The following is a 19,065-nucleotide window of genomic DNA, read 5'->3' on the forward strand; positions in this document are numbered from 1 at the left end:
CATATTATGGAAATTATTTATGGCTAGCAGCTTAAAACTATTAATGGCAAGTTTATTTATTGCCGGCCTGATGAGCAGTTTCGCCAGTCAGGCAAACAATCAGTGCCAATATTATCCAAATATGACTGCTAAAATGACACCCGTTTCTTTTGGTACTATCGTCATTCCCAGAGATTATCCCATCGGAACAACCATCAAGGAGATTCGCCTGGATCAAATCGATGAGCAAGGACATATCGCTTTTTGTGATCAACCAACGCAAGCCTCGTGGGACAAACCTGATTTTACGCCAGCACATTACAATTACGATGCAATTTATGAATCCGGGGTACCCGGCGTGGGAATACGTATCAATACGTGGGGGCCAGGTTATGGCATTGGTTGGTTGCCCAGAGCAGTGGCACATCCCTACTACTGTAATCCACGAGACTATTCCCCTTACAACGGACTAATCTATTGCGGAAATACTTGGGGTTATTTAACCGTGCAATTAATCAAAATTGCACCTACCACAGGCTCAGGAAATACGCATAGACGGGTATTAACCCGAGCTCTATTGGGCAACGCTCTTATTAATACTTTCTATTTAGAAAATACGCGCATCGTTACTCAAGGGTGTTCACTCACTCACAGCACAACCTACGTTAATATGGGAGAAATCAAAACCAATGAGTTTCGGGGTATTAACAGTACAGCAGGAGAAAAAGGTTTTGACTTAAAATTGGATTGTGATGCCAACCTGAATGCCTCAGTTTCATTGGATGGCCGACCGGCAAAAGGAGCTTCCAACAATATCTGGGCATTGGATTATAATAGTGACAACGTCACAGCAACAGGTATCGGGATGCAAATTTTATTTCTCAACAGACTTGTATCAATGCGCGAGCCAATTAAAATCCGTTCCAGCGATCCGGTACGACATTTTGAGCTCCCATTACGTGCCCGTTATATCCAGACTGACGCACGAATTACGCCGGGTAAGGCAAATGTGACTACGACGGTGACGATTACTTATCAATAATCATCGCAATTTTAGGATGGTGAACCCCGCCCCAAAATTTATTTGATATCTTACACTTAGTTAAATGATTAATAATGACGAATGTAATGATTCGCTGATTTTGGGTGTTTTGTTATAGATACAAGTATGTTGTAACTATAAATGGATTGGTTTTTACATCAATCCATGAGCTTCATGGGCCGCAGCAAAATTACGACGGCCCATGATTTGCTACGACTCGATATTTTCCATCGTCTGTAAAATACGCTTATCAGATATTGGATACGCTGTACCCAATTGCTGGGCAAATAAGCTAATGCGAAGTTCTTCGATCATCCAGCGAACTTCTTTTACTTCCGGAAATTGTTGCTGCTGAACAGACAGTTTTGCCTGCCATTGTTGCCACTGTCGCTGAATATGTTCAATCCGACTCATATGCGCTCTATCTTTATTAGGATCAATTGCCAATTTTTCCAATCGACGCTCAATACCACTCAAGTAACGCAAAACATCCGCCAGACGTTTCCAACCGTGAGAGGTGACAAATCCATTAAAGACCAAACCTGAAATTTGTTCTTTAATATCCGATAACGCAAGTGCCAGAGCAATATCTACCCGCCCTTTTAAGCGTTTGTTGATGTTAAAAACCGAGGTCAGGATCTGTTCTACCTGTTTGGCGATATCAACGACGGCATCATTCAAATCAGCACGTACTTTATCCTGCAAGCCAGAAAATGCCTGTTCATTCCATGCCGGGCCACCGTTTCCTGCAATCAATTTGTCCACACCGCAGGAGATGCAATCATCAATCAAATCTAATACTTTTCCGTATGGGTTAAAATACAGCCCCAGTTTAGATTTATTCGGTAATTTCTCATGCAGATATTTAATCGGTGATGGAATGTTCAGCAACAACAAACGGCGTGTTCCTTCCCACATTGCATTTTGCTGTTCTGATTCGGTTTCGAATAGTTTTATGCCAATGCTGTCTTTTTCATCCACCAGCGCCGGAAATGCTTTAACGGAATAACCACCGCGTTTTTGTTCGTAACGCTCAGGCAATTCGCCAAAACTCCAGATGTGCAGACCACTTTGTTCAATACCATCATCCGCAACAGCCGAAAGTGTTTCTTGAACTTTTCCTTTCAATTTGAGTTTCAGCACTGATAAATCTTTGCCTTCAGCCAATGCTTTGTTTTTCTCTCCGAGAATACGGAATGTTATTTTCAGATGATCAGGCACCTGTTCCAATTTCCAGTCATCACGTGACACCGTCATACCCGTCATACGGCGTAATTCTCTTTCAAGGCTATCCAATAAAGTCGCTTGTGGTTGTGTAATCCGCTCCAAAAATGCCTGCGCATAATTAGGTGCAGGTACAAAATTACGGCGTATCGGTTTTGGCAATGATTTAATCAGTGCAATGACTAATTCATGGCGAATGCCCGGAATTTGCCAGTCGAATCCTTCATCCTTAACCTGATTTAATACCGGTAACGGGATATGTACAGTCACGCCATCAGCATCAGTTCCCGGTTCAAATTGATAACTCAAACGGAATTTTAAATTATCCTGATGCCAATAATTCGGATAATCCAATGCGCTGACTTTATCTGCATCTCCCTTAATCAACATGCTCTTTTCAAAGTTGAGCAATTCCGATTGTTCTTGACTCGCCGTTTTCCACCAACGGTCAAAATGACGGGCGGAAACAACGTCTTTGCCAATTCTCTGATCGTAGAAATTAAATAAGGTTTCATCATCCACCAGAATGTCCCGGCGGCGGGATTTATGCTCCAACTCCTCAACTTCTTCACGCAATTTCAAATTGGCACGGAAAAATGAATGATGAGTTTTCCAATCCCCTTCAACCAAAGCATGGCGGATAAATAGTTCACGACATAACATCGGATCTGTCTGGCTGTAATTCACTAATCGCCCCGCCACAATCGGCAAGCCATACAAAGTGACTTTTTCCGTTGCCATCACTGCGCCCTGTGATTTTTGCCAATGTGGTTCGCTGTAGTGGTGCTTAATTAAATGTGCGGCCAGTGGCTCTACCCATTCGGGTTCGATACGCGCAGCAATGCGTCCCCACAACCGGCTGGTTTCCACCAATTCAGCAACCATTGCCCATTTAGGGTTTTTTTTAAATAAGCCAGAACCTGGAAAAACAGAGAAGCGAGCGTTGCGTGCACCGGTATATTCCTGTTTATCTGTATCTTTTTGCCCGATATGGGATAACAGACCAGTCAACAAGGCAATATGAATACTGCGATAGTCCGCTTCCTGACTATTAATCGGCAAACCAATTTCTTTCACAACCTGTCGAAGCTGGGTATAAACATCCTGCCACTCTCTGACGCGAAGATAATTCAGATAATCCTGACGGCAAAGTTTGCGGAACTGAGAGCTGGACAGAAGTTTCTGCTGTTCTAGCAAAAAATCCCACAATTTCAGGTACGCAATGAAATCCGAATCTTTATCCGCAAAACGACGATGTTTTTCATCAGAAGCCTGCTGTTTTTCCAGTGGCCTTTCTCGTGGATCTTGAATTGATAACGCGGAGGCAATTACCATCACTTCACGGACACAGCCATGGGCTTTCGCTTCCAGCACCATACGAGCCAAACGTGGATCGATAGGCAACTTTGATAATTGATGCCCCATTGGTGTCAGTCGATAGACCTCTTGCGACAGAGATTCAGGATCAATGGCACCCAATTCCTCCAATAAACGGACACCATCTTGAACATTGCGTTTATCTGGAGCTTGAACAAATGGGAATGCACTGACATCCCCTAAGCCAATTGATGTCATCTGCAAAATGACAGAAGCCAGATTGGTACGCAAAATTTCAGGATCAGTAAACTCGGGGCGTGATAAATAATCCTCTTCCGAATAGAGACGAATACAAATCCCATCTGAAACACGACCGCAGCGCCCTTTTCGCTGATTGGCTGATGCTTGAGAAATAGGTTCTATCGGTAAACGCTGCACTTTGGTTCGATAGCTGTATCGGCTGATACGCGCATATCCTGTATCGATCACATATTTAATGCCCGGCACAGTCAACGACGTTTCCGCTACGTTGGTTGCCAGGATAATGCGGCGACCGATATGGGATTGGAATATCCGATTCTGCTCACTGTTAGACAGCCGTGCAAAGAGTGGCAAGATTTCAGTATGAGGGAAATCCTGCTTACTGAGCGCATCCGCCGTATCACGAATCTCTCGTTCACCACTCATGAACACCAGTATGTCACCTGAGCTTTCACACCCTAATTCATCCACTGCATCAATGATGGCTTCAAGCTGATCCCGATCACTGTCATTATCATCACCAGCCACTGGACGATAGCGGACTTCCACTGGATAGGTACGCCCAGACACTTCAATAATTGGCGCATTGTTAAAATGGCAGGAGAAACGTTCAGGATCAATGGTTGCGGAAGTAATGATAATTTTCAGATCAGGGCGCTTTGGCAACAATTGACGTAAATAACCAAGAATGAAATCGATATTCAGACTGCGTTCATGGGCTTCATCAATAATTAGCGTATCATATTGCAACAACAGACGATCTTGCTGCAATTCTGCCAGCAAAATACCGTCAGTCATCAATTTGACTAGTGTATTTTCACTGACCTGATCATTAAAACGGACTTTATAACCGACTGTCGAACCCAACGGGGTTTCCAGTTCATCCGCAATACGATTGGCAACCGAACGGGCGGCCAAACGACGGGGTTGAGTATGCCCAATCAGCCCTTTGATACCCCTGCCCAATTCAAGGCATATTTTGGGGATCTGGGTCGTTTTACCCGAACCGGTTTCCCCGGCAATAATAACAACCTGATGATCCTGAATCGCTTTGTAGATATCACCTTTTTTCTGACTAACAGGTAAATTTTCAGGGTAGTTAATTGAGGGATATGCGGCTTGGCGATTAATGATTTTTTGTTTTGCAATCGCAATATCCGTAGAAATGGATTCTGCCACAGCCTGCAAGGAAGCTTGATTCTTAATTTTTGCTGCCCCATGCAGACGTTTTCTCAAACGGAACTGATCGCGCAGCGATGTGTGATCAAGTTCAGCGAATAATTCAGCGAATGTTGCTGTCAAAGGTGATTCCACAGTAATAAATCCTTGTGACGTTCTTAAATTGAGTAGCGCTGTCTTTGCAGGCTCAGAGGATAGTTTCTTATGATTTAAACATTAGAAGTGTAACATATCTTGTTCAACTCCATGTACTTCATATCTATCTCCCTGCCAATTTACGGCTTTGTTGGCTGCGAATACACACTTCTTTCAGTCATTCAATGAATTTGAATGGTTATCTCAAAATATCAAGCTATCGCTTGAACAATTCCTTATATAAAATACCAAACATCACGCGATAATTAATCAAGTTGTTAATTTCAAATCATCGTATTAATGTTTAATAAAGGAAATAAAGAATGAGTAACGTACTGGTTCTGAAATCCAGCATTCTGGCACAATTTTCTCACAGCAATAAAATGGCCGACTATTTTATTGAAAAATGGCGAGCCAATAGCTCAGATAGCAACATTACTATACGCGATCTGGCAGAAAACCCCGTTCCGGTATTAGATGGAGAGTTGGTCGGAGCCTTGCGTCCAAGCGATGCAGAATTGACAGAGCGCCAAAAATCAGCTTTGGCCCTGTCAGATGAACTGATTACAGAATTAAAAACACATGATGTTATTGTAATCACCGCACCAATGTATAACTTCACCATTCCAACTCAGTTAAAAACCTACTTTGATCTGGTTGCCCGCGCTGGCGTAACTTTCCGCTATACGGAAAATGGTCCCGAAGGTTTGCTGAAAGATAAGCGTGTGGTTATCTTGACCAGCCGCGGCGGCGTTCATAACGATAGCCCTACAGATTTGATAACGCCATACTTGCGTATTTTTCTCAGGTTTATCGGTATTACGGACGTGGAATTCATATTTGCGGAAGGTTTGGCACTGGGGGCTGAATCAGCCCACCAGACACATCAGGATGTCCGGGATGCGGTGGATACTATCATCGAAAAAATGACACAAACGCAGCCCGAAGAAGCTGTCGCTTAATCAGGATTGAGTGCGCCAAACGGCGCGCTTATTTCTTCACCCAATTACCATTAATACCAAGCACATACTCCCCTGAAACTGCGCGATTCACTAATTTTTCACCCGTTATTTTCGCAACTTGATCTGTTGTCATATTATTCTGAGACGCTATTTCAGCATATTTCTTTTCCCGTTCCCCATTAATCCTTTTAACCATAGATTGAGCATTCAAGGTGTTTTTTACGGGAGACAGATAGCCACTAAATGTCTCGCCCACCAGGCCTTGTTGTTTGGCTTCATTCAACGTCATGCCTATGGCAAAAGAACTGAATAGCAGACCCAACAAAAATATTACTCCTGCTTTTTTCATATCTTAGCCTTTAGAATAAGTTAGAATTATTTTTGAGCATATCTTCAATTTGTCGATCAATCTTAATATGAATTTCATGCTCAATTTTTACATTCATATTAATATTGATAGGCTTATCCGGTGTTGCTACCTCCAGCCTGACACACCCCAGTAATGCCAAGTTAACCAACATTATTCCAGCCCACATCATCCCCATTTTGGCTATCGGCAACCTGAATCCAGTTTCTGTTATCATTTTTCACCCCTGCCCATTACAGATATATTCTTCTGTAACCATTCTTCCAGATCATTGCCAAAACGCAGACTACGCCATAATTGAAAAATATTCTCTTCATGGCGATAGTTGAGCCTGACTTCACGTTTTCTATCTACCAGAGGATTAACACCACTGATTTCTGAATGCAATGTCAATATTCCCAAGTTATCGAGATTAACATATGCATGCGAACGGCCGATTTCTAAATAACGCAGCCAATCCATTGCCATACCTGCTGATAAATCATTTTTGCCGATGGAATCCACCGTGTCTGTATCCAACCTCAATGTCAAATAACCCTCGTTGGATACCCAGCCTTTCTGAATAATCCAGTATTTATCATTTAACAATACAGGCAATTCACCGCTGATTTTACCTGACATCGCCATTTGTTTGATTTTTAACACGCCAAACAATTTACTCAGGCTTAATTTGTTAAATTTCAATACAGCCGCTTCTTTTTGTGGGAGCTGTAACTTATCCATCCCCATTTTGCCATCCAGAATATCAACGTTTACATTGGTCAGTACCAATGGTTTTGGCTCAGTTGGTGGATAGAAACCCAGAAGATCAGCTGTCACGTTATGCATATCAAACAATCCATTGATTGCTTTAATTCGCAATTGGACAGGTGATGTCAGCCCTAATTGCCAAGTATGATCCTGCAAACGCCACGGCAGAACAAAATTCAACTCATCAACGGTTCCATTTTTCAGCCACATACCGGCATCTTTGACTACCCAATGACCACCAGCACGTAATCCTTGCCCCTTCGACGCTGAGAAAGCGGCTTGTGCATAAACATTTCCACCACGCACCGTAATTCCTAAGTCTGGCGGAATCAATGTCTGAAATACTAATAAGGATTGCCGTGGCCAGCGGGCTTCACCTCTTAATCGTTCACCATCCCAACGCCCATAAAATGGAATGGGGCCAATCCCCTTGGAGTACAATTTACCATTCAGAATAAAATTGTCCGGAGATTGACCATTCAATGTGGCCTTAAAATCAAAGAGAGGCAAAAAACCACCAGAGCGAAATTCTATTCCCTGGGCTGATAATTGCAAATCTCCCATTAATTTTGGACGATCTAAGGCACGCTCCCAAACCAATGGCGTGATTAGTTTTAAACGCGGAGCTTTCATTTGCACAGAACCATGCTGAATGCGATCAAATCCTGTATTCAACGTCTCCACTGTTACCTGTGATTGCAGCCAATTTCCCTTACCGGCAATATCCCATTTGGCGTGTAACGGAGGTAAATTCCCATTACCCCAATAACGCCATTTCCAGTTTCCCTGATCGGGTATAAAATCTGCTGCATACCCATCTAAATGCAATTTAAATTTTCCCCAATAGTCGTCCCGTGCTTTTACAATGGCTTGAAGACGACCGGTGAGTCCATTACGAGTCAGATAAGTCCCGGCCAAGGGCAAACGAGCTTCTGTAATAGTAAAGGTTTCACTAATTTTTCCCCATGCCCGAAATAATGCCCCTGATTGAAAAGTGATTTTAGGGGAAACGAATGATCCGGTGACAACAGTAGGCAATGACATCGTCATAATCATTTGGTCGCTATTCATTTGCCCAGTCAACTGAAACGGAATATGAGTATTGGTGACATTAATTCGTGTCGGTTGTACGGAAAGAACAATATTACCTTTACCCTGCTTATTTTGAGTGACTAAATTTAACCGCCCACTGACAGACATACCATCCAAGCCTTTTTGCCATTGTTCAAGCGTGATATTCACTCTTCCAGATAATGGCTGGCCGGCATCTGTCCACTGCCATCTACCACCGGTTATCTGAAATTGAGATGTATTGAATGACCAGGGCAATTCCGCCAGTATTTGTTTTTTCTTTTCTGCACTGACGATAAGTTGGCCACTCTGCCCCTGCCATTTCAGTGCTAAGTGTAACGGCTCAGGATATTGACCCAGAGATAAATAAGCGGTGATTTGACCTTGTTCTGGCAGGGTTTCAAGATCTAAAGGTAAGGCAATATTCCCATTCAGCTTAATTTCTTGCTCCGGTAACCTTACAAAAAGTTGCTGAATAATGAGCGTTTTTTTATCTGTAATACTTGCACTTAGCTTTAATTGCTCGCCTTGATAAGAGAATATTTGATTTTGAGGAGATGAATTAAATTGAAGTTTACCGGAAAATGTCTGCCAAGGAGAGAGAGTAAAATGTTCAGCAATAAAATTAACAGAAGGTATAGAGGATAATATTTTCTGAATGGATAGAGGAGTTGACTGTTTTTGCATGACCGTTAATTGCGCCAAGCATTGGCTTTGACTATCAATATTCGCAGTGTGAACATCCCAATAACGATCTTGGGTATTTCCGTTAAGTGAATATCCTAATGATAGCCCAGACACACTGATCCATTCACATTTTTTCACTTTCAATGATAGATCATCCAACCATAACCCACTCTCTTTCCATTTAGGCTGGCTTAAAGAAAGAGTAACTCCTTGTGGCAACCAATGACTGGCAATCAATGGCAACCAGCGCGGAATTGTATACCAACCCACCAGTATCAATAACACCAACAACATTACTATCACTGCGAACACTTTTAATATCTTGGTCATCACATCCATATCTCTTCTTTTTCAACCTAAGAGCAACTTCCTGTTATGATAGTCTCATATCAGGCTATAAGCCGATTTATTATACAAGCTATCGCTATGAATAGCTTATCAGCAATTTATTCGAGTATAGAGCGATAAATAATGCTTATAACCTTCAATAAACGTCATTATTGCGAGCAGCTTATGCGGCAAAGTGGATTCAATGAATGGGCTCGAATGATTTTGCAGTTACTGTATTGACGGAGGTGTTGCTATGAAATTGGTGGTTTATAGTACAAAGCAGTATGATCGTAAACATCTTGAAATGCTCAACCAAAAACTTGGTCTAGATTATCATATCGAGTTTTTTAACTTTCCTCTGAGTCCACAAACAGCCAAAAATGCCATTGGTGCAGATGCTGTCTGTATTTTTGTCAATGATGATGGCGGACGTGAAGTGCTCCAAGAACTGGCAGAAATGAATATCAAAGTATTGGCCCTGCGTTGTGCCGGATTCAATAATGTCAATCTTGACGCAGCCAAAGAATTTGGCATTCAAATTGTTCGAGTCCCCGCTTACTCACCTGAGTCAGTTGCTGAACACACTGTTGGGCTTATGTTATGTCTGAATCGTCGTATTCACCGCGCCTACCAACGAACCCGCGATGCCAATTTTTCCCTTGAAGGTCTGACTGGTTTCAATATGTATAAACGTACCGCAGGTATTGTCGGCACGGGAAAGATCGGCCTCGCTACTTTACGAATTCTGAAAGGTTTCGGTATGCATTTATTAGCACATGATCCTTATCTAAATCCTGAAGCCTTGGACATGGGTGTGGAATATGTAGATTTAGATACTTTATACGCTGAATCTGATGTAATTTCCCTGCATTGTCCCATGACACCAGAAAACCATCATTTATTGGATGAAACAGCATTCAGTAAGATGAAAAATGGTGTGATGATCATCAATACCAGCCGGGGTGCGTTAATTGACTCCATTGCTGCCATCAATGCACTAAAAGAACAAAAAATTGGCGCATTAGGTATGGATGTTTATGAAAATGAACGTGATTTATTCTTTGAAGACAAATCAAATGACGTTATTCAAGATGATATTTTTCGCCGTTTGTCTTCCTGCCATAATGTGCTTTTTACGGGTCATCAGGCATTTTTGACTGAAGATGCGTTAACCAGCATTAGTGAAACGACTCTACAAAATATCCAGCAATTAATGTCTGGAGAAACTTGTCCGAATATTGTTGAATAATCTCAGCGCATATCTGGGGATAAAATGAAAAAAGTGATTCAGTTAGTGGTCACCACCCTATTACTCACAGCATGTCAGTCTCCAGGAGTCAGTGCTACGGAGAGTGTCACAAAGAGAGGTTTGCAAAATCATCATTTTGATTTAATCAGTGTCAATAATGAGGATATTTCGAATAAAAATGACAGCAAACTCTCTATTTCATTTGATGGAAAAATGAATATATCAGGCACTATGTGCAATAACTTCATGGGAGTCGGTAAATTAAAAAATAATATCCTGACAGTAAAAAATTTGACCGGTTCTGAGATGTATTGTGTTAATGAAAGGCTTAATCAGTGGGATCACGTGCTCAATGACGTATTAACTAAAGGGGCAAAAATCAGTTTAAAAGGTAAGCAACTTACATTAGTTAATGGTAAGAATACGTTAGTTTATATTTTGCGGGATCTCTCTCAGTAATCTTGTACTCAGTGAGCAAGATACCGTCTTCTGATGCAACATTTTCTGCCTTGAATTATTTGTGTTTACATGATCTTTGATTACCCGGTGCAATGCTGGGTAATTTGTTGTTTTCTTAATTATATCACTTTGAAAAATAAACTTATTTTTTATTTTTATCATTTGAATTGTTCGGCTTCTATAACAATACAGCTAATTTCATGCTTCATTGTATTAAATATTAGAATGGTATTTATGCTGCTTACCCAATATATATTAAGTACTGTCGATATCATTTTTGTATCAGACAGTCAAAGCCACTACCGTGCAGCTATGGAAGTTTATTTGATAATGAGGGAAAGAAAAATGAACAACAGATTGATAAGCTATATAGCGTTTGTAGGGGTTTGGATCACCATAACACTGACGATTGGCGTTATTTTGTCATAGAAATACAAAATAAATCAGTTTAATAACCTCGTTTCGGCGGGGTTTCTTATATCCAATAGATTTAGAAATGCAGCTCTTATGCCTTGGGAATAAATCTCCGGGAACATAGCTAATCATATATTTATAAAAACAGTGAATGCTTAATCAAAATCGCCATATTATTTCAAAAAAATAATACGGCTTTTAATGTAGTCTATGTACACAGACGTGTACATTATTCTCTATGAATACTACTGACTATTGACTATTGTTGATTACCACTAATGTTCATTCACACAAAATCATTCTCCCGAACCGGATTCCGTATGTTGTTTCTCGGGATATAACGATGCGCTCCAGTTACTGTAAGTGCAGACAAATATTGAAGGTTCTCTATTCGAGAAAGGCGTTGCCATAGATTTTATTTTTTCTGCTAACTGAATAGATTCCAACGATGAACTACCAATATAAGTTCCACTTGGGAGACGATGCCACTTTCCATTAGGAAAACGGATAGATTGACTAAATTGATTCGCCGTCATCCTTTTATATAATTTCTCATAACCGTCAGAACCTGTGCCATAAAGCTCCACACGAATCAAATAACTTGCCATTTCTCTTTCCTTGTATTGACGATTTAGCCAGTAAGTTATCATTTTTCCTTGACTATTAAAAGCCAGAAAAGCACAGTAATAATCTGATATCAATGGCAATTTAAGAAATTATATTTTTTTGTATTATTTTTTATCGCATTGTCTTAGGCATAAGGTAATTATAAAAAAACCACAAGGAAATAATATTCAATGAAATAATTTGATGCATTAAAATTTGTTGCAATGAATGATTGAATTTATTTATCTTTTCACTATTATCTAAAAAGTTGTTATCTGAAACCATTAAACTTAATGTTATTAAGTAAATAAAAAAACAATTAATTACCACCAAATCAGTAATCACATCTTTATTGATTTAAATTTATAAATTTGAAATTAATAATGAAATGAGAAAAGTCAATGATTAAATATGTAACCGGATTTATGTTTTCTAAAGACAAAAAGCATGTATCCCTTATTTCTAAATTACAACCCAGTTGGCAAAACGGAAAAATCAACGGCATCGGCGGAAAAATAGAAATAGGTGAAACCCCTCAACAAGCAATGGCAAGAGAATTTTCTGAAGAGGCTGGTATTGAAACACATCCTGACCAGTGGAAATTATTTACTGTTTTAAATCGCCCGAATGTTTATCAGGTAAACTTTCTCTATACGTATGATGATCGGGTTTATTCTGCAAAATCTATTGAAAAAGAGATCGTCAGTATTTATGAAACCAATGCGTTGCCTGATAATGTTATTTACAATTTGCGCTGGTTAATTCCTATGGCTATCGATGAACATTTACGTTTCGATAACTCGATAGAAATAACAGAAATGAGAGGTTAGATACCTCGATAATCATCTGCGCAGAAATAAAATATATTTCTGCGCAGATGATTTATATTTGTTACTTCTTAGCTATTGCTGTTCTGACATCAGGGAATCAAACCAAATATTAAAACAACGATGCCCCAAACATTCGTCATTGATATAAAATCCATTTTATATCAATGAATGAAGAAACTATTCAGGTTTATTAAGAATATGATCTTCCCAATCCACCACATCCACTTCACGTACAGCGATATGCCTGACAGAGATGCGCTCCGCATGCATGGCTGATTTTGAACCACTGACCAAGGGATGCCACGGCAGCAGTTTTTTTCCTTCTCCAATCAAACGATAAGCACAAGTCTGCGGTAACCATTCAAAAGTGACCATGTTTTCACGGGTTAATTTGATACAATCAGGTTCATATCTGAAACGATCTTCGTAATTCTTGCACTGGCAGGTTTTAATACTCAGTTGATTACAGGCAACATTGGTAAAGTAGATTTCATCAGTATCTTCATCCATCAACTTATGCAAGCAGCACTGGCCACAGCCATCACATAATGTTTCCCACTCTTGGTCTGTCATTTGTTCCAGGTTTTTTACCAGCCAGAAAGGTTGAGACATAATTTCTGTCATTCCTCATGTTAAATCGCTCTGGTTGTCAAAACATGTTTATTAAGAACAACGTTCAACACATCACCAGATTGTAGTGGCCCTACGCCTTCAGGCGTTCCCGTCAAGATAATATCGCCCGGACGAAGGGTAAAAAAACGCGACATATAGCTAATCAACGGGATGATCGGCGTGCGCATGTCACTCGTATTGCCGTTTTGGCGTAATTCACCATTTATGGTTAAAGAAAGCCGGGCTTTTTGTGGCTCACCAAAATCATTAACCGGAATAAAGCCCGATATTGGGCATGAGCCATCAAACGCCTTGCTCTTTTCCCATGGTTGCCCCGATTGTTTAAATTCACGTTGCAAATCACGCAGTGTTAAATCCAATGCAACCGCAAAACCTGCGATTGCCTTACTCACTCGATCTTCATTGGCGTTCTTGAGTGTCGAGCCAATCAAGATGGCCAATTCAATTTCATGGTGTACAGAGCCGAATTCCTGAGGAATGGAAATTGGTTGGCTGAGATCACAGAGCGCCGTTTCAGGCTTGATGAATAATACTGGCTCCTCAGTGGATTGGGAGCCCATTTCTTTCATATGCTTGTCATAGTTACTACCGACACACACAACCTTATTAGCAGGAAAGTTCAGCAGTACACCCTGCCAGTCCCTATGCTGATACATAATATTCTCCTTTGCCTGTTTTCAATCCAATTATTTCAAGCGATGATTGCTTAAAAATTCGATTTTCAGTGAGTAAGGAAATGAACTCGTTGTGTAATACCGTCCGCCATCATACCAACACTGAGGGCAAAATAGTAAGAACGATTCCAATGCATAATAGTTCGAAAATTTTGCGTTACCCAGAATGCCCGTTGTTCCGGATCATCAGGGATAACAATCCAACCTTTGGTATTGGCCGGTAAATTAGCAAAGTGTGGCGATGAAACACCCAATGTCTGCCATTGAGCAATGGTTTTTCCCTTCTCAGTCTTAACACCTTCTAATGCTACGTCAAAACCAGCAGGTAATGAGATGGCATACCCCCACGGTAGTCCTTTTTGCCACCCTTCTTTAGCCAAGTAATTGGCTGTTGACGCAAAAACATCTTCCTTATTGTTCCAAATATCAATTTTACCGTCTCCATCTCCATCTGCACCATACGTCAAATAAGAAGTCGGCATGAATTGGTTTTGCCCCATCGCTCCGGCCCAAGAACCTCTTAAAGTTTGCCCTTCATCAATATACTGATTTTCCATGATTCCCAGCGCTGCCAATAACTGTTTAATAAAAAATACTTCACGGCGACCTTCAAAGGCTAGCGTGGATAATGCTGAAATAACATCTTCTTTTCCCTGAATCTTGCCAAAACCACTTTCTAATCCCCACAAGGCAACAATATAGGCTTTCGGTATACCATATCTGCGACTGATTTTTTCCAACTGAGGAAGATGATTTTCATATTGAGTGACCCCTTGCTCAATCCTCCAAACTGGCAAGACTTGGTTCAGATAGCCATCCAATGTGACCTTTTTTTCTGGTTGATTACGATCAGCCTTAATGACTCGTGGAATAAAATGAATATTGGCAAATGCTCTATCTAAGGTTTTTTCACTGATTCCCTGCTCGCGAGCCTGCTGCTTCAACAAAACCACATATGCAGGAAATTGTGTTGGCTCACGCGAACTTAATGGAAATTGATCTTCCAGAGCTTTAACGTCTGTTTTTGCCAGAGGGATCAAAACGGATTGCTTATACAACTGTTTGTTACTTGATGCACTGCACCCAGTCAACAGGGTTGCCGCCAATAAAGCCACTCCGGTTATTAATTTCATACATCAGCTCCTTAGTTCAGACCCTGGCAATTACCAGCCATCCTCTATAGCTTAGTTGGTTTGTTTGATGCCAGATGTTCATTGATCAAACTTTCCACTGGGGGCGGTACTTGTAAGTAAAATCCTTGTTCACTCAACGCTGCTTTTACTTTTTCAATATCTGCATTGGCTAATTTTTTTCTGTCTGATAATGAAATCATCATTGAATATTGAGGCTGACCGAATGTTTTTAATAACTCTTCCGGAACGCGCGAAAAATCGTCTTTTTTTGTAATATAGAGATATGTTTGGTCACGTTTCAGGCTTCTGTAGATTACACAAATCATTGTTATAAACTCTTTTAAATTAACTCTGCGACTTGCTTGAATAATTCACTAACTATAACATGCTTATTATATTTAAGAATATCGTCTCCCTGAGTCTATTCTAGGAAAATGATTAAAAAAAACCACCCCGGGAAACTTAACCTTGCTGAGTCAAAATATCGATGCCACAGTCGCCAATTGAGCTAAAAGGCAGTAATTTTACGCTTTCGGTTGTTCATTTGTATGATGAACAGCCGGAAATCATTCATAGAGCTATACAGGAAAAAATGCAGCAAGCACCTGAATTCCTCAAAAATGCTCCCGTTGTCATTAATATATCTGCCCTCCCTGTCGGCGCAGATCTTATTGCACTCCATCGAGCTATCGAATCGGTTGGATTGCGTGTTGTTGGCATCAGCGGTTGTCAAGATGAAGAACAACGAAAAATTGTTTTGAAATCTGAACTTCCTTTATTGAAAGAAGGTAAAAGTAAGAAGGTTCTTACTCAAGAGAATAAACCTACTGAACCTATTTTCAAAAAAACTCGTATAATTAATACGCCTGTTCGTTCAGGACAAAGAATTTATGCACCAAATAGTGACCTCATTGTGACAAGTAATGTGAGCGCTGGTGCAGAATTAATCGCTGATGGAAATATTCATATATATGGTGTGCTACGTGGACGGGTATTGGCAGGCGCATCTGGCGATCAAGAAAGCCAGATTTTCTGCACCCATTTAAATGCTGAACTCACCTCTATTGCCGGTCAATATTGGCTCAGCGAAAAAATACCAGAAATTTTTGTCGGTAAAGCCGCAAAATTACGTCTGGTGAACAATGAATTAACTATTGAAACCTTAGTCTAGCCCTTATAACAAGGAATCGCTTCATGGCACGCATTATTGTTGTTACATCTGGTAAAGGTGGCGTTGGCAAAACCACTTCAAGCGCGGCCATTGCTACCGGTCTCGCCCAAAGAGGAAAAAAAACTGTAGTTATTGATTTTGATATCGGTCTACGGAACCTCGATCTGATCATGGGTTGTGAACGCCGAGTGGTCTTTGACTTCGTGAACGTCATTCAAGGTGATGCCAGCTTAAATCAGGCACTTATTAAAGATAAGCGCACAGAGAATCTATACATTCTGCCTGCCTCTCAAACCCGCGATAAAGAAGCTCTCACCCGTGATGGCGTCGAGAAAATTCTGAATGAATTATCTGAACAGAACTTTGAGTTCATTATCTGCGATTCTCCTGCGGGTATTGAAAGCGGTGCATTGATGGCACTCTACTTTGCCGATGAAGCAATTATTACGACAAATCCGGAAGTTTCATCTGTCCGTGATTCTGACCGTATTTTAGGTATCTTAGCATCTAAATCACGCCGAGCAGAACAAGGAAAAGAGTCTATCAAAGAGCACCTTCTGCTGACTCGTTATAATCCGGGGCGCGTGAACCGCGGAGATATGCTTAGCATGGAAGATGTACTGGAAATTCTGTGTATTCCTTTACTTGGTGTCATCCCAGAAGATCAATCTGTTCTTCGGTCATCGAACCAAGGAGAACCGGTTATTCTGGATAAAGATTCTGATGCAGGTAAAGCATACGAAGATACAGTTTTACGTTTACTCGGTGAAGAACGGCCTTTCCGTTTCATCGAAGAAGAAAAGAAAGGCTTTTTAAAACGCCTGTTTGGGGGGTAACGCATGGCTTTGTTAGATTTCTTCCTGTCGAGAAAAAAACCGACAGCCAATATTGCCAAGGAGCGGCTACAAATCATCGTGGCAGAGCGGCGCCGTGGTGACTCTGAGCCTGCTTATTTGCCCGAGATGAAACGGGATATTCTGGCAGTAATCTGTAAGTATGTACAAATCGATCCAGAGATGCTTTCTGTACAGTTTGAGCAAAAAAATGATGACATCTCTGTACTAGAACTTAATGTAACATTACCTGAGATGGAAGAATCGCCAAAATAAAGCATCAAATTATGCTATTTAATTTAAGGCCATGACTTCGCAAGGATAAATCGGGATGTTATTACATCCCGATTTAAGAACCAGATACACATCAGTTAATGCCTTTTTTAAGTTAGCATCACTGCTCCAGGCTATTGCCCAGAATAATTTGCCAATATTTCAGCAATAGGTTCAGCCAACAACTTACCACGCCAACCTCTGAGCAATTCAGGTTCAGATCCCAGCGATTTCAGTTTCCAATGACAATAAAGTAGTTGGTTAATCTGTCGGCGAGAAGCCAGAAACTCTGCACTGAAACGATGAGGTTCACTCACTCGGGTGACCACAGCTTTAATTTCTTTGAACGCCTTGCGGTAGCCCGGATAATCAATCAAATTCATAATTTGAGACGGACATTCTTCTTCTGGAATATCTCTGTTTTCCGCGACCATCGCCAGCAAACGGCGACCATGACAACGAATTTCCTGTCCGCTCAATCCTAAAGCATCTAACTCTCCCAAGGAAGTCGGCATATAACGGGCAACCTGCCACAAATTTTCCTCGCGGATCACGAAATTAACCGCCAGATCACGCTCTCGCGCCTGATTTAGCCGCCATGCAGCCAGTTTTTTCAAACAAGCCAATTGTCTTGGGCGTAACTGCCATGCATTACCAATGTCTTTATAAGCACATTCTGGCATCAATATTTCATTACGCCGTTGAGCAATCAAATTACTTTCATCTTTTGCTGCATCCAAATATCCCGCCTGCTCCGTTTTTTCCAACAAAATATCAGCAAGTGGCAATAAGTAATAAACATCGGCCGCAGCATATTTGCATTGTTTTTCGCTCAACGGACGAGCTAACCAATCGGTACGGGATTCGCTCTTATCCAATTCTACATTCAAGTATTCAGCAACCAACGTTGCAAAACCACATGATATAGGATGACCGATAAATGCAGCCAATACCTGAGTATCAATCATAGGTGTTGGCAAGCATTGAAAGCTATTCCCAAAAACCTCTAAATCCTCACTACCAGAATGAATAAGCTTTAGTACATCTGGATCAGTCAATAACTCCCTGAGGGGTTGCCATTGTGAAATTTCAAGAGGATCAATAAGAGCAAGCTGTTCACCATCAAACAGTTGTATTAAGCCTAATTGGGGATAATACGTCCGTGTACGAACAAATTCGGTATCTAATGCAACTCTTGCATTTTTTTTTGCCTGTTCACAGATTGATTGCAATTGGACATCGGTAGTAATCAACTGATAATTACAATTTAACAAAAAAATATCCTTTAAATACATTATGTTGTATAGCCGTAAATACTAAAAAAATATAATAATGCACACAGTTATGTACAGACAATAAAAATTTCTAAACATCCTTTATCCGGATAGCTATTTCTATAGTATTAAACACGCTTTTCACTTACCACAACTTTGATAAAGAATGCCAGCCGCAATATGTGAATACGAATACGGCTGGGGTTATCCAT

18 protein-coding genes are annotated in these 19,065 nt (G+C 40.7%); 8 read left to right on the forward strand and 10 right to left on the reverse strand.

Annotated elements, in window-relative coordinates; all coding sequences use genetic code 11:
- Positions 1-19 precede the first annotated feature (19 nt).
- Positions 20-1,021 (forward strand): fimbrial protein, encoded by a 1,002-nt coding sequence (locus AC5JQI_RS09935; RefSeq protein WP_493912029.1) that lies wholly within the window; start codon positions 20-22, stop codon positions 1,019-1,021.
- A gap of 210 nt (positions 1,022-1,231) precedes the next feature.
- On the opposite strand, the gene hrpA is transcribed toward AC5JQI_RS09935, so the two are convergent.
- Positions 1,232-5,137, reverse strand: coding sequence for an ATP-dependent RNA helicase HrpA (gene hrpA, locus AC5JQI_RS09940; RefSeq protein ID WP_493912030.1), 3,906 nt, complete (start codon positions 5,135-5,137; stop codon positions 1,232-1,234).
- Positions 5,138-5,460: 323 nt separating this feature from the next.
- Here hrpA and AC5JQI_RS09945 point away from each other — a divergent pair, with 323 nt between their 5' ends.
- The gene (locus AC5JQI_RS09945; RefSeq protein ID WP_493912031.1) at positions 5,461-6,099 is read left to right on the forward strand and encodes an FMN-dependent NADH-azoreductase; all 639 of its coding nucleotides are present in this window, start codon (positions 5,461-5,463) and stop codon (positions 6,097-6,099) included.
- Positions 6,100-6,127: 28 nt separating this feature from the next.
- Here the strand turns inward: AC5JQI_RS09945 and AC5JQI_RS09950 are convergent, their stop codons facing one another.
- From AC5JQI_RS09950 to AC5JQI_RS09960, 3 genes are read right to left on the reverse strand one after another with little or no spacing between them, the layout of a single operon-like run.
- Positions 6,128-6,448: a YdbL family probable chaperone protein gene (locus tag AC5JQI_RS09950; protein ID WP_493912032.1), complete on the reverse strand. Its 321-nt coding sequence runs from the start codon at positions 6,446-6,448 to the stop codon at positions 6,128-6,130.
- A 10-nt stretch (positions 6,449-6,458) separates the two neighbouring features.
- A complete protein-coding gene (locus tag AC5JQI_RS09955; RefSeq protein WP_493914654.1) occupies positions 6,459-6,644 on the reverse strand; it encodes a YnbE family lipoprotein in 186 nt (61 codons plus the stop codon).
- Positions 6,645-6,679: 35 nt separating this feature from the next.
- Positions 6,680-9,304, reverse strand: a complete 2,625-nt coding sequence (locus AC5JQI_RS09960; protein WP_493912033.1) for a YdbH family protein — start codon at positions 9,302-9,304, stop codon at positions 6,680-6,682.
- 253 nt (positions 9,305-9,557) lie between these two features.
- Between AC5JQI_RS09960 and AC5JQI_RS09965 the strand changes: the two genes are divergently transcribed.
- Positions 9,558-10,553 (forward strand): 2-hydroxyacid dehydrogenase, encoded by a 996-nt coding sequence (locus AC5JQI_RS09965; RefSeq protein ID WP_493912034.1) that lies wholly within the window; start codon positions 9,558-9,560, stop codon positions 10,551-10,553.
- Positions 10,554-10,577: 24 nt separating this feature from the next.
- The gene (locus tag AC5JQI_RS09970; RefSeq protein WP_493912035.1) at positions 10,578-11,012 is read left to right on the forward strand and encodes an META domain-containing protein; all 435 of its coding nucleotides are present in this window, start codon (positions 10,578-10,580) and stop codon (positions 11,010-11,012) included.
- A gap of 710 nt (positions 11,013-11,722) precedes the next feature.
- On the opposite strand, the gene AC5JQI_RS09975 is transcribed toward AC5JQI_RS09970, so the two are convergent.
- The gene (locus AC5JQI_RS09975) at positions 11,723-12,034 is read right to left on the reverse strand and encodes a PX domain-containing protein (RefSeq protein WP_493912036.1); all 312 of its coding nucleotides are present in this window, start codon (positions 12,032-12,034) and stop codon (positions 11,723-11,725) included.
- 399 nt (positions 12,035-12,433) lie between these two features.
- Between AC5JQI_RS09975 and AC5JQI_RS09980 the strand changes: the two genes are divergently transcribed.
- The gene (locus AC5JQI_RS09980; RefSeq protein ID WP_237387578.1) at positions 12,434-12,862 is read left to right on the forward strand and encodes an NUDIX domain-containing protein; all 429 of its coding nucleotides are present in this window, start codon (positions 12,434-12,436) and stop codon (positions 12,860-12,862) included.
- Positions 12,863-13,039: 177 nt separating this feature from the next.
- Here AC5JQI_RS09980 and ycgN read toward each other — a convergent pair whose 3' ends face one another.
- From ycgN to AC5JQI_RS10000, 4 genes are all read right to left on the reverse strand, one after another.
- Positions 13,040-13,477, reverse strand: coding sequence for a cysteine cluster protein YcgN (gene ycgN / locus AC5JQI_RS09985; protein ID WP_493914655.1), 438 nt, complete (start codon positions 13,475-13,477; stop codon positions 13,040-13,042).
- A 17-nt stretch (positions 13,478-13,494) separates the two neighbouring features.
- On the reverse strand, positions 13,495-14,151 hold the full coding sequence (locus AC5JQI_RS09990) for a fumarylacetoacetate hydrolase family protein (protein WP_493912037.1): 657 nt from the start codon (positions 14,149-14,151) through the stop codon (positions 13,495-13,497).
- A gap of 65 nt (positions 14,152-14,216) precedes the next feature.
- On the reverse strand, positions 14,217-15,302 hold the full coding sequence (locus tag AC5JQI_RS09995; protein WP_493912038.1) for a lytic murein transglycosylase: 1,086 nt from the start codon (positions 15,300-15,302) through the stop codon (positions 14,217-14,219).
- A 44-nt stretch (positions 15,303-15,346) separates the two neighbouring features.
- Positions 15,347-15,628: a YcgL domain-containing protein gene (locus tag AC5JQI_RS10000; protein WP_237387575.1), complete on the reverse strand. Its 282-nt coding sequence runs from the start codon at positions 15,626-15,628 to the stop codon at positions 15,347-15,349.
- A gap of 161 nt (positions 15,629-15,789) precedes the next feature.
- Between AC5JQI_RS10000 and minC the strand changes: the two genes are divergently transcribed.
- Genes minC through minE form a run of 3 tightly spaced genes read left to right on the forward strand, consistent with a single transcriptional unit; the run spans position 15,790 to position 17,582 of the window.
- Positions 15,790-16,473, forward strand: coding sequence for a septum site-determining protein MinC (gene minC, locus AC5JQI_RS10005; RefSeq protein ID WP_237387574.1), 684 nt, complete (start codon positions 15,790-15,792; stop codon positions 16,471-16,473).
- Positions 16,474-16,496: 23 nt separating this feature from the next.
- Complete coding sequence (gene minD / locus AC5JQI_RS10010; protein ID WP_493912039.1) at positions 16,497-17,309, forward strand: septum site-determining protein MinD; 813 nt, start codon at positions 16,497-16,499, stop codon at positions 17,307-17,309.
- 3 nt (positions 17,310-17,312) lie between these two features.
- Positions 17,313-17,582 carry a cell division topological specificity factor MinE gene (minE, locus tag AC5JQI_RS10015; RefSeq protein WP_237387572.1) on the forward strand — a complete coding sequence of 90 codons (270 nt, stop codon included), beginning with the start codon at positions 17,313-17,315 and terminating at the stop codon, positions 17,580-17,582.
- A gap of 131 nt (positions 17,583-17,713) precedes the next feature.
- On the opposite strand, the gene rnd is transcribed toward minE, so the two are convergent.
- Positions 17,714-18,874, reverse strand: a complete 1,161-nt coding sequence (rnd, locus tag AC5JQI_RS10020) for a ribonuclease D (RefSeq protein WP_493912040.1) — start codon at positions 18,872-18,874, stop codon at positions 17,714-17,716.
- Between the last annotated feature and the right edge of the window lie 191 nt (positions 18,875-19,065).

This window comes from Xenorhabdus sp. XBWT, assembly GCF_059072735.1.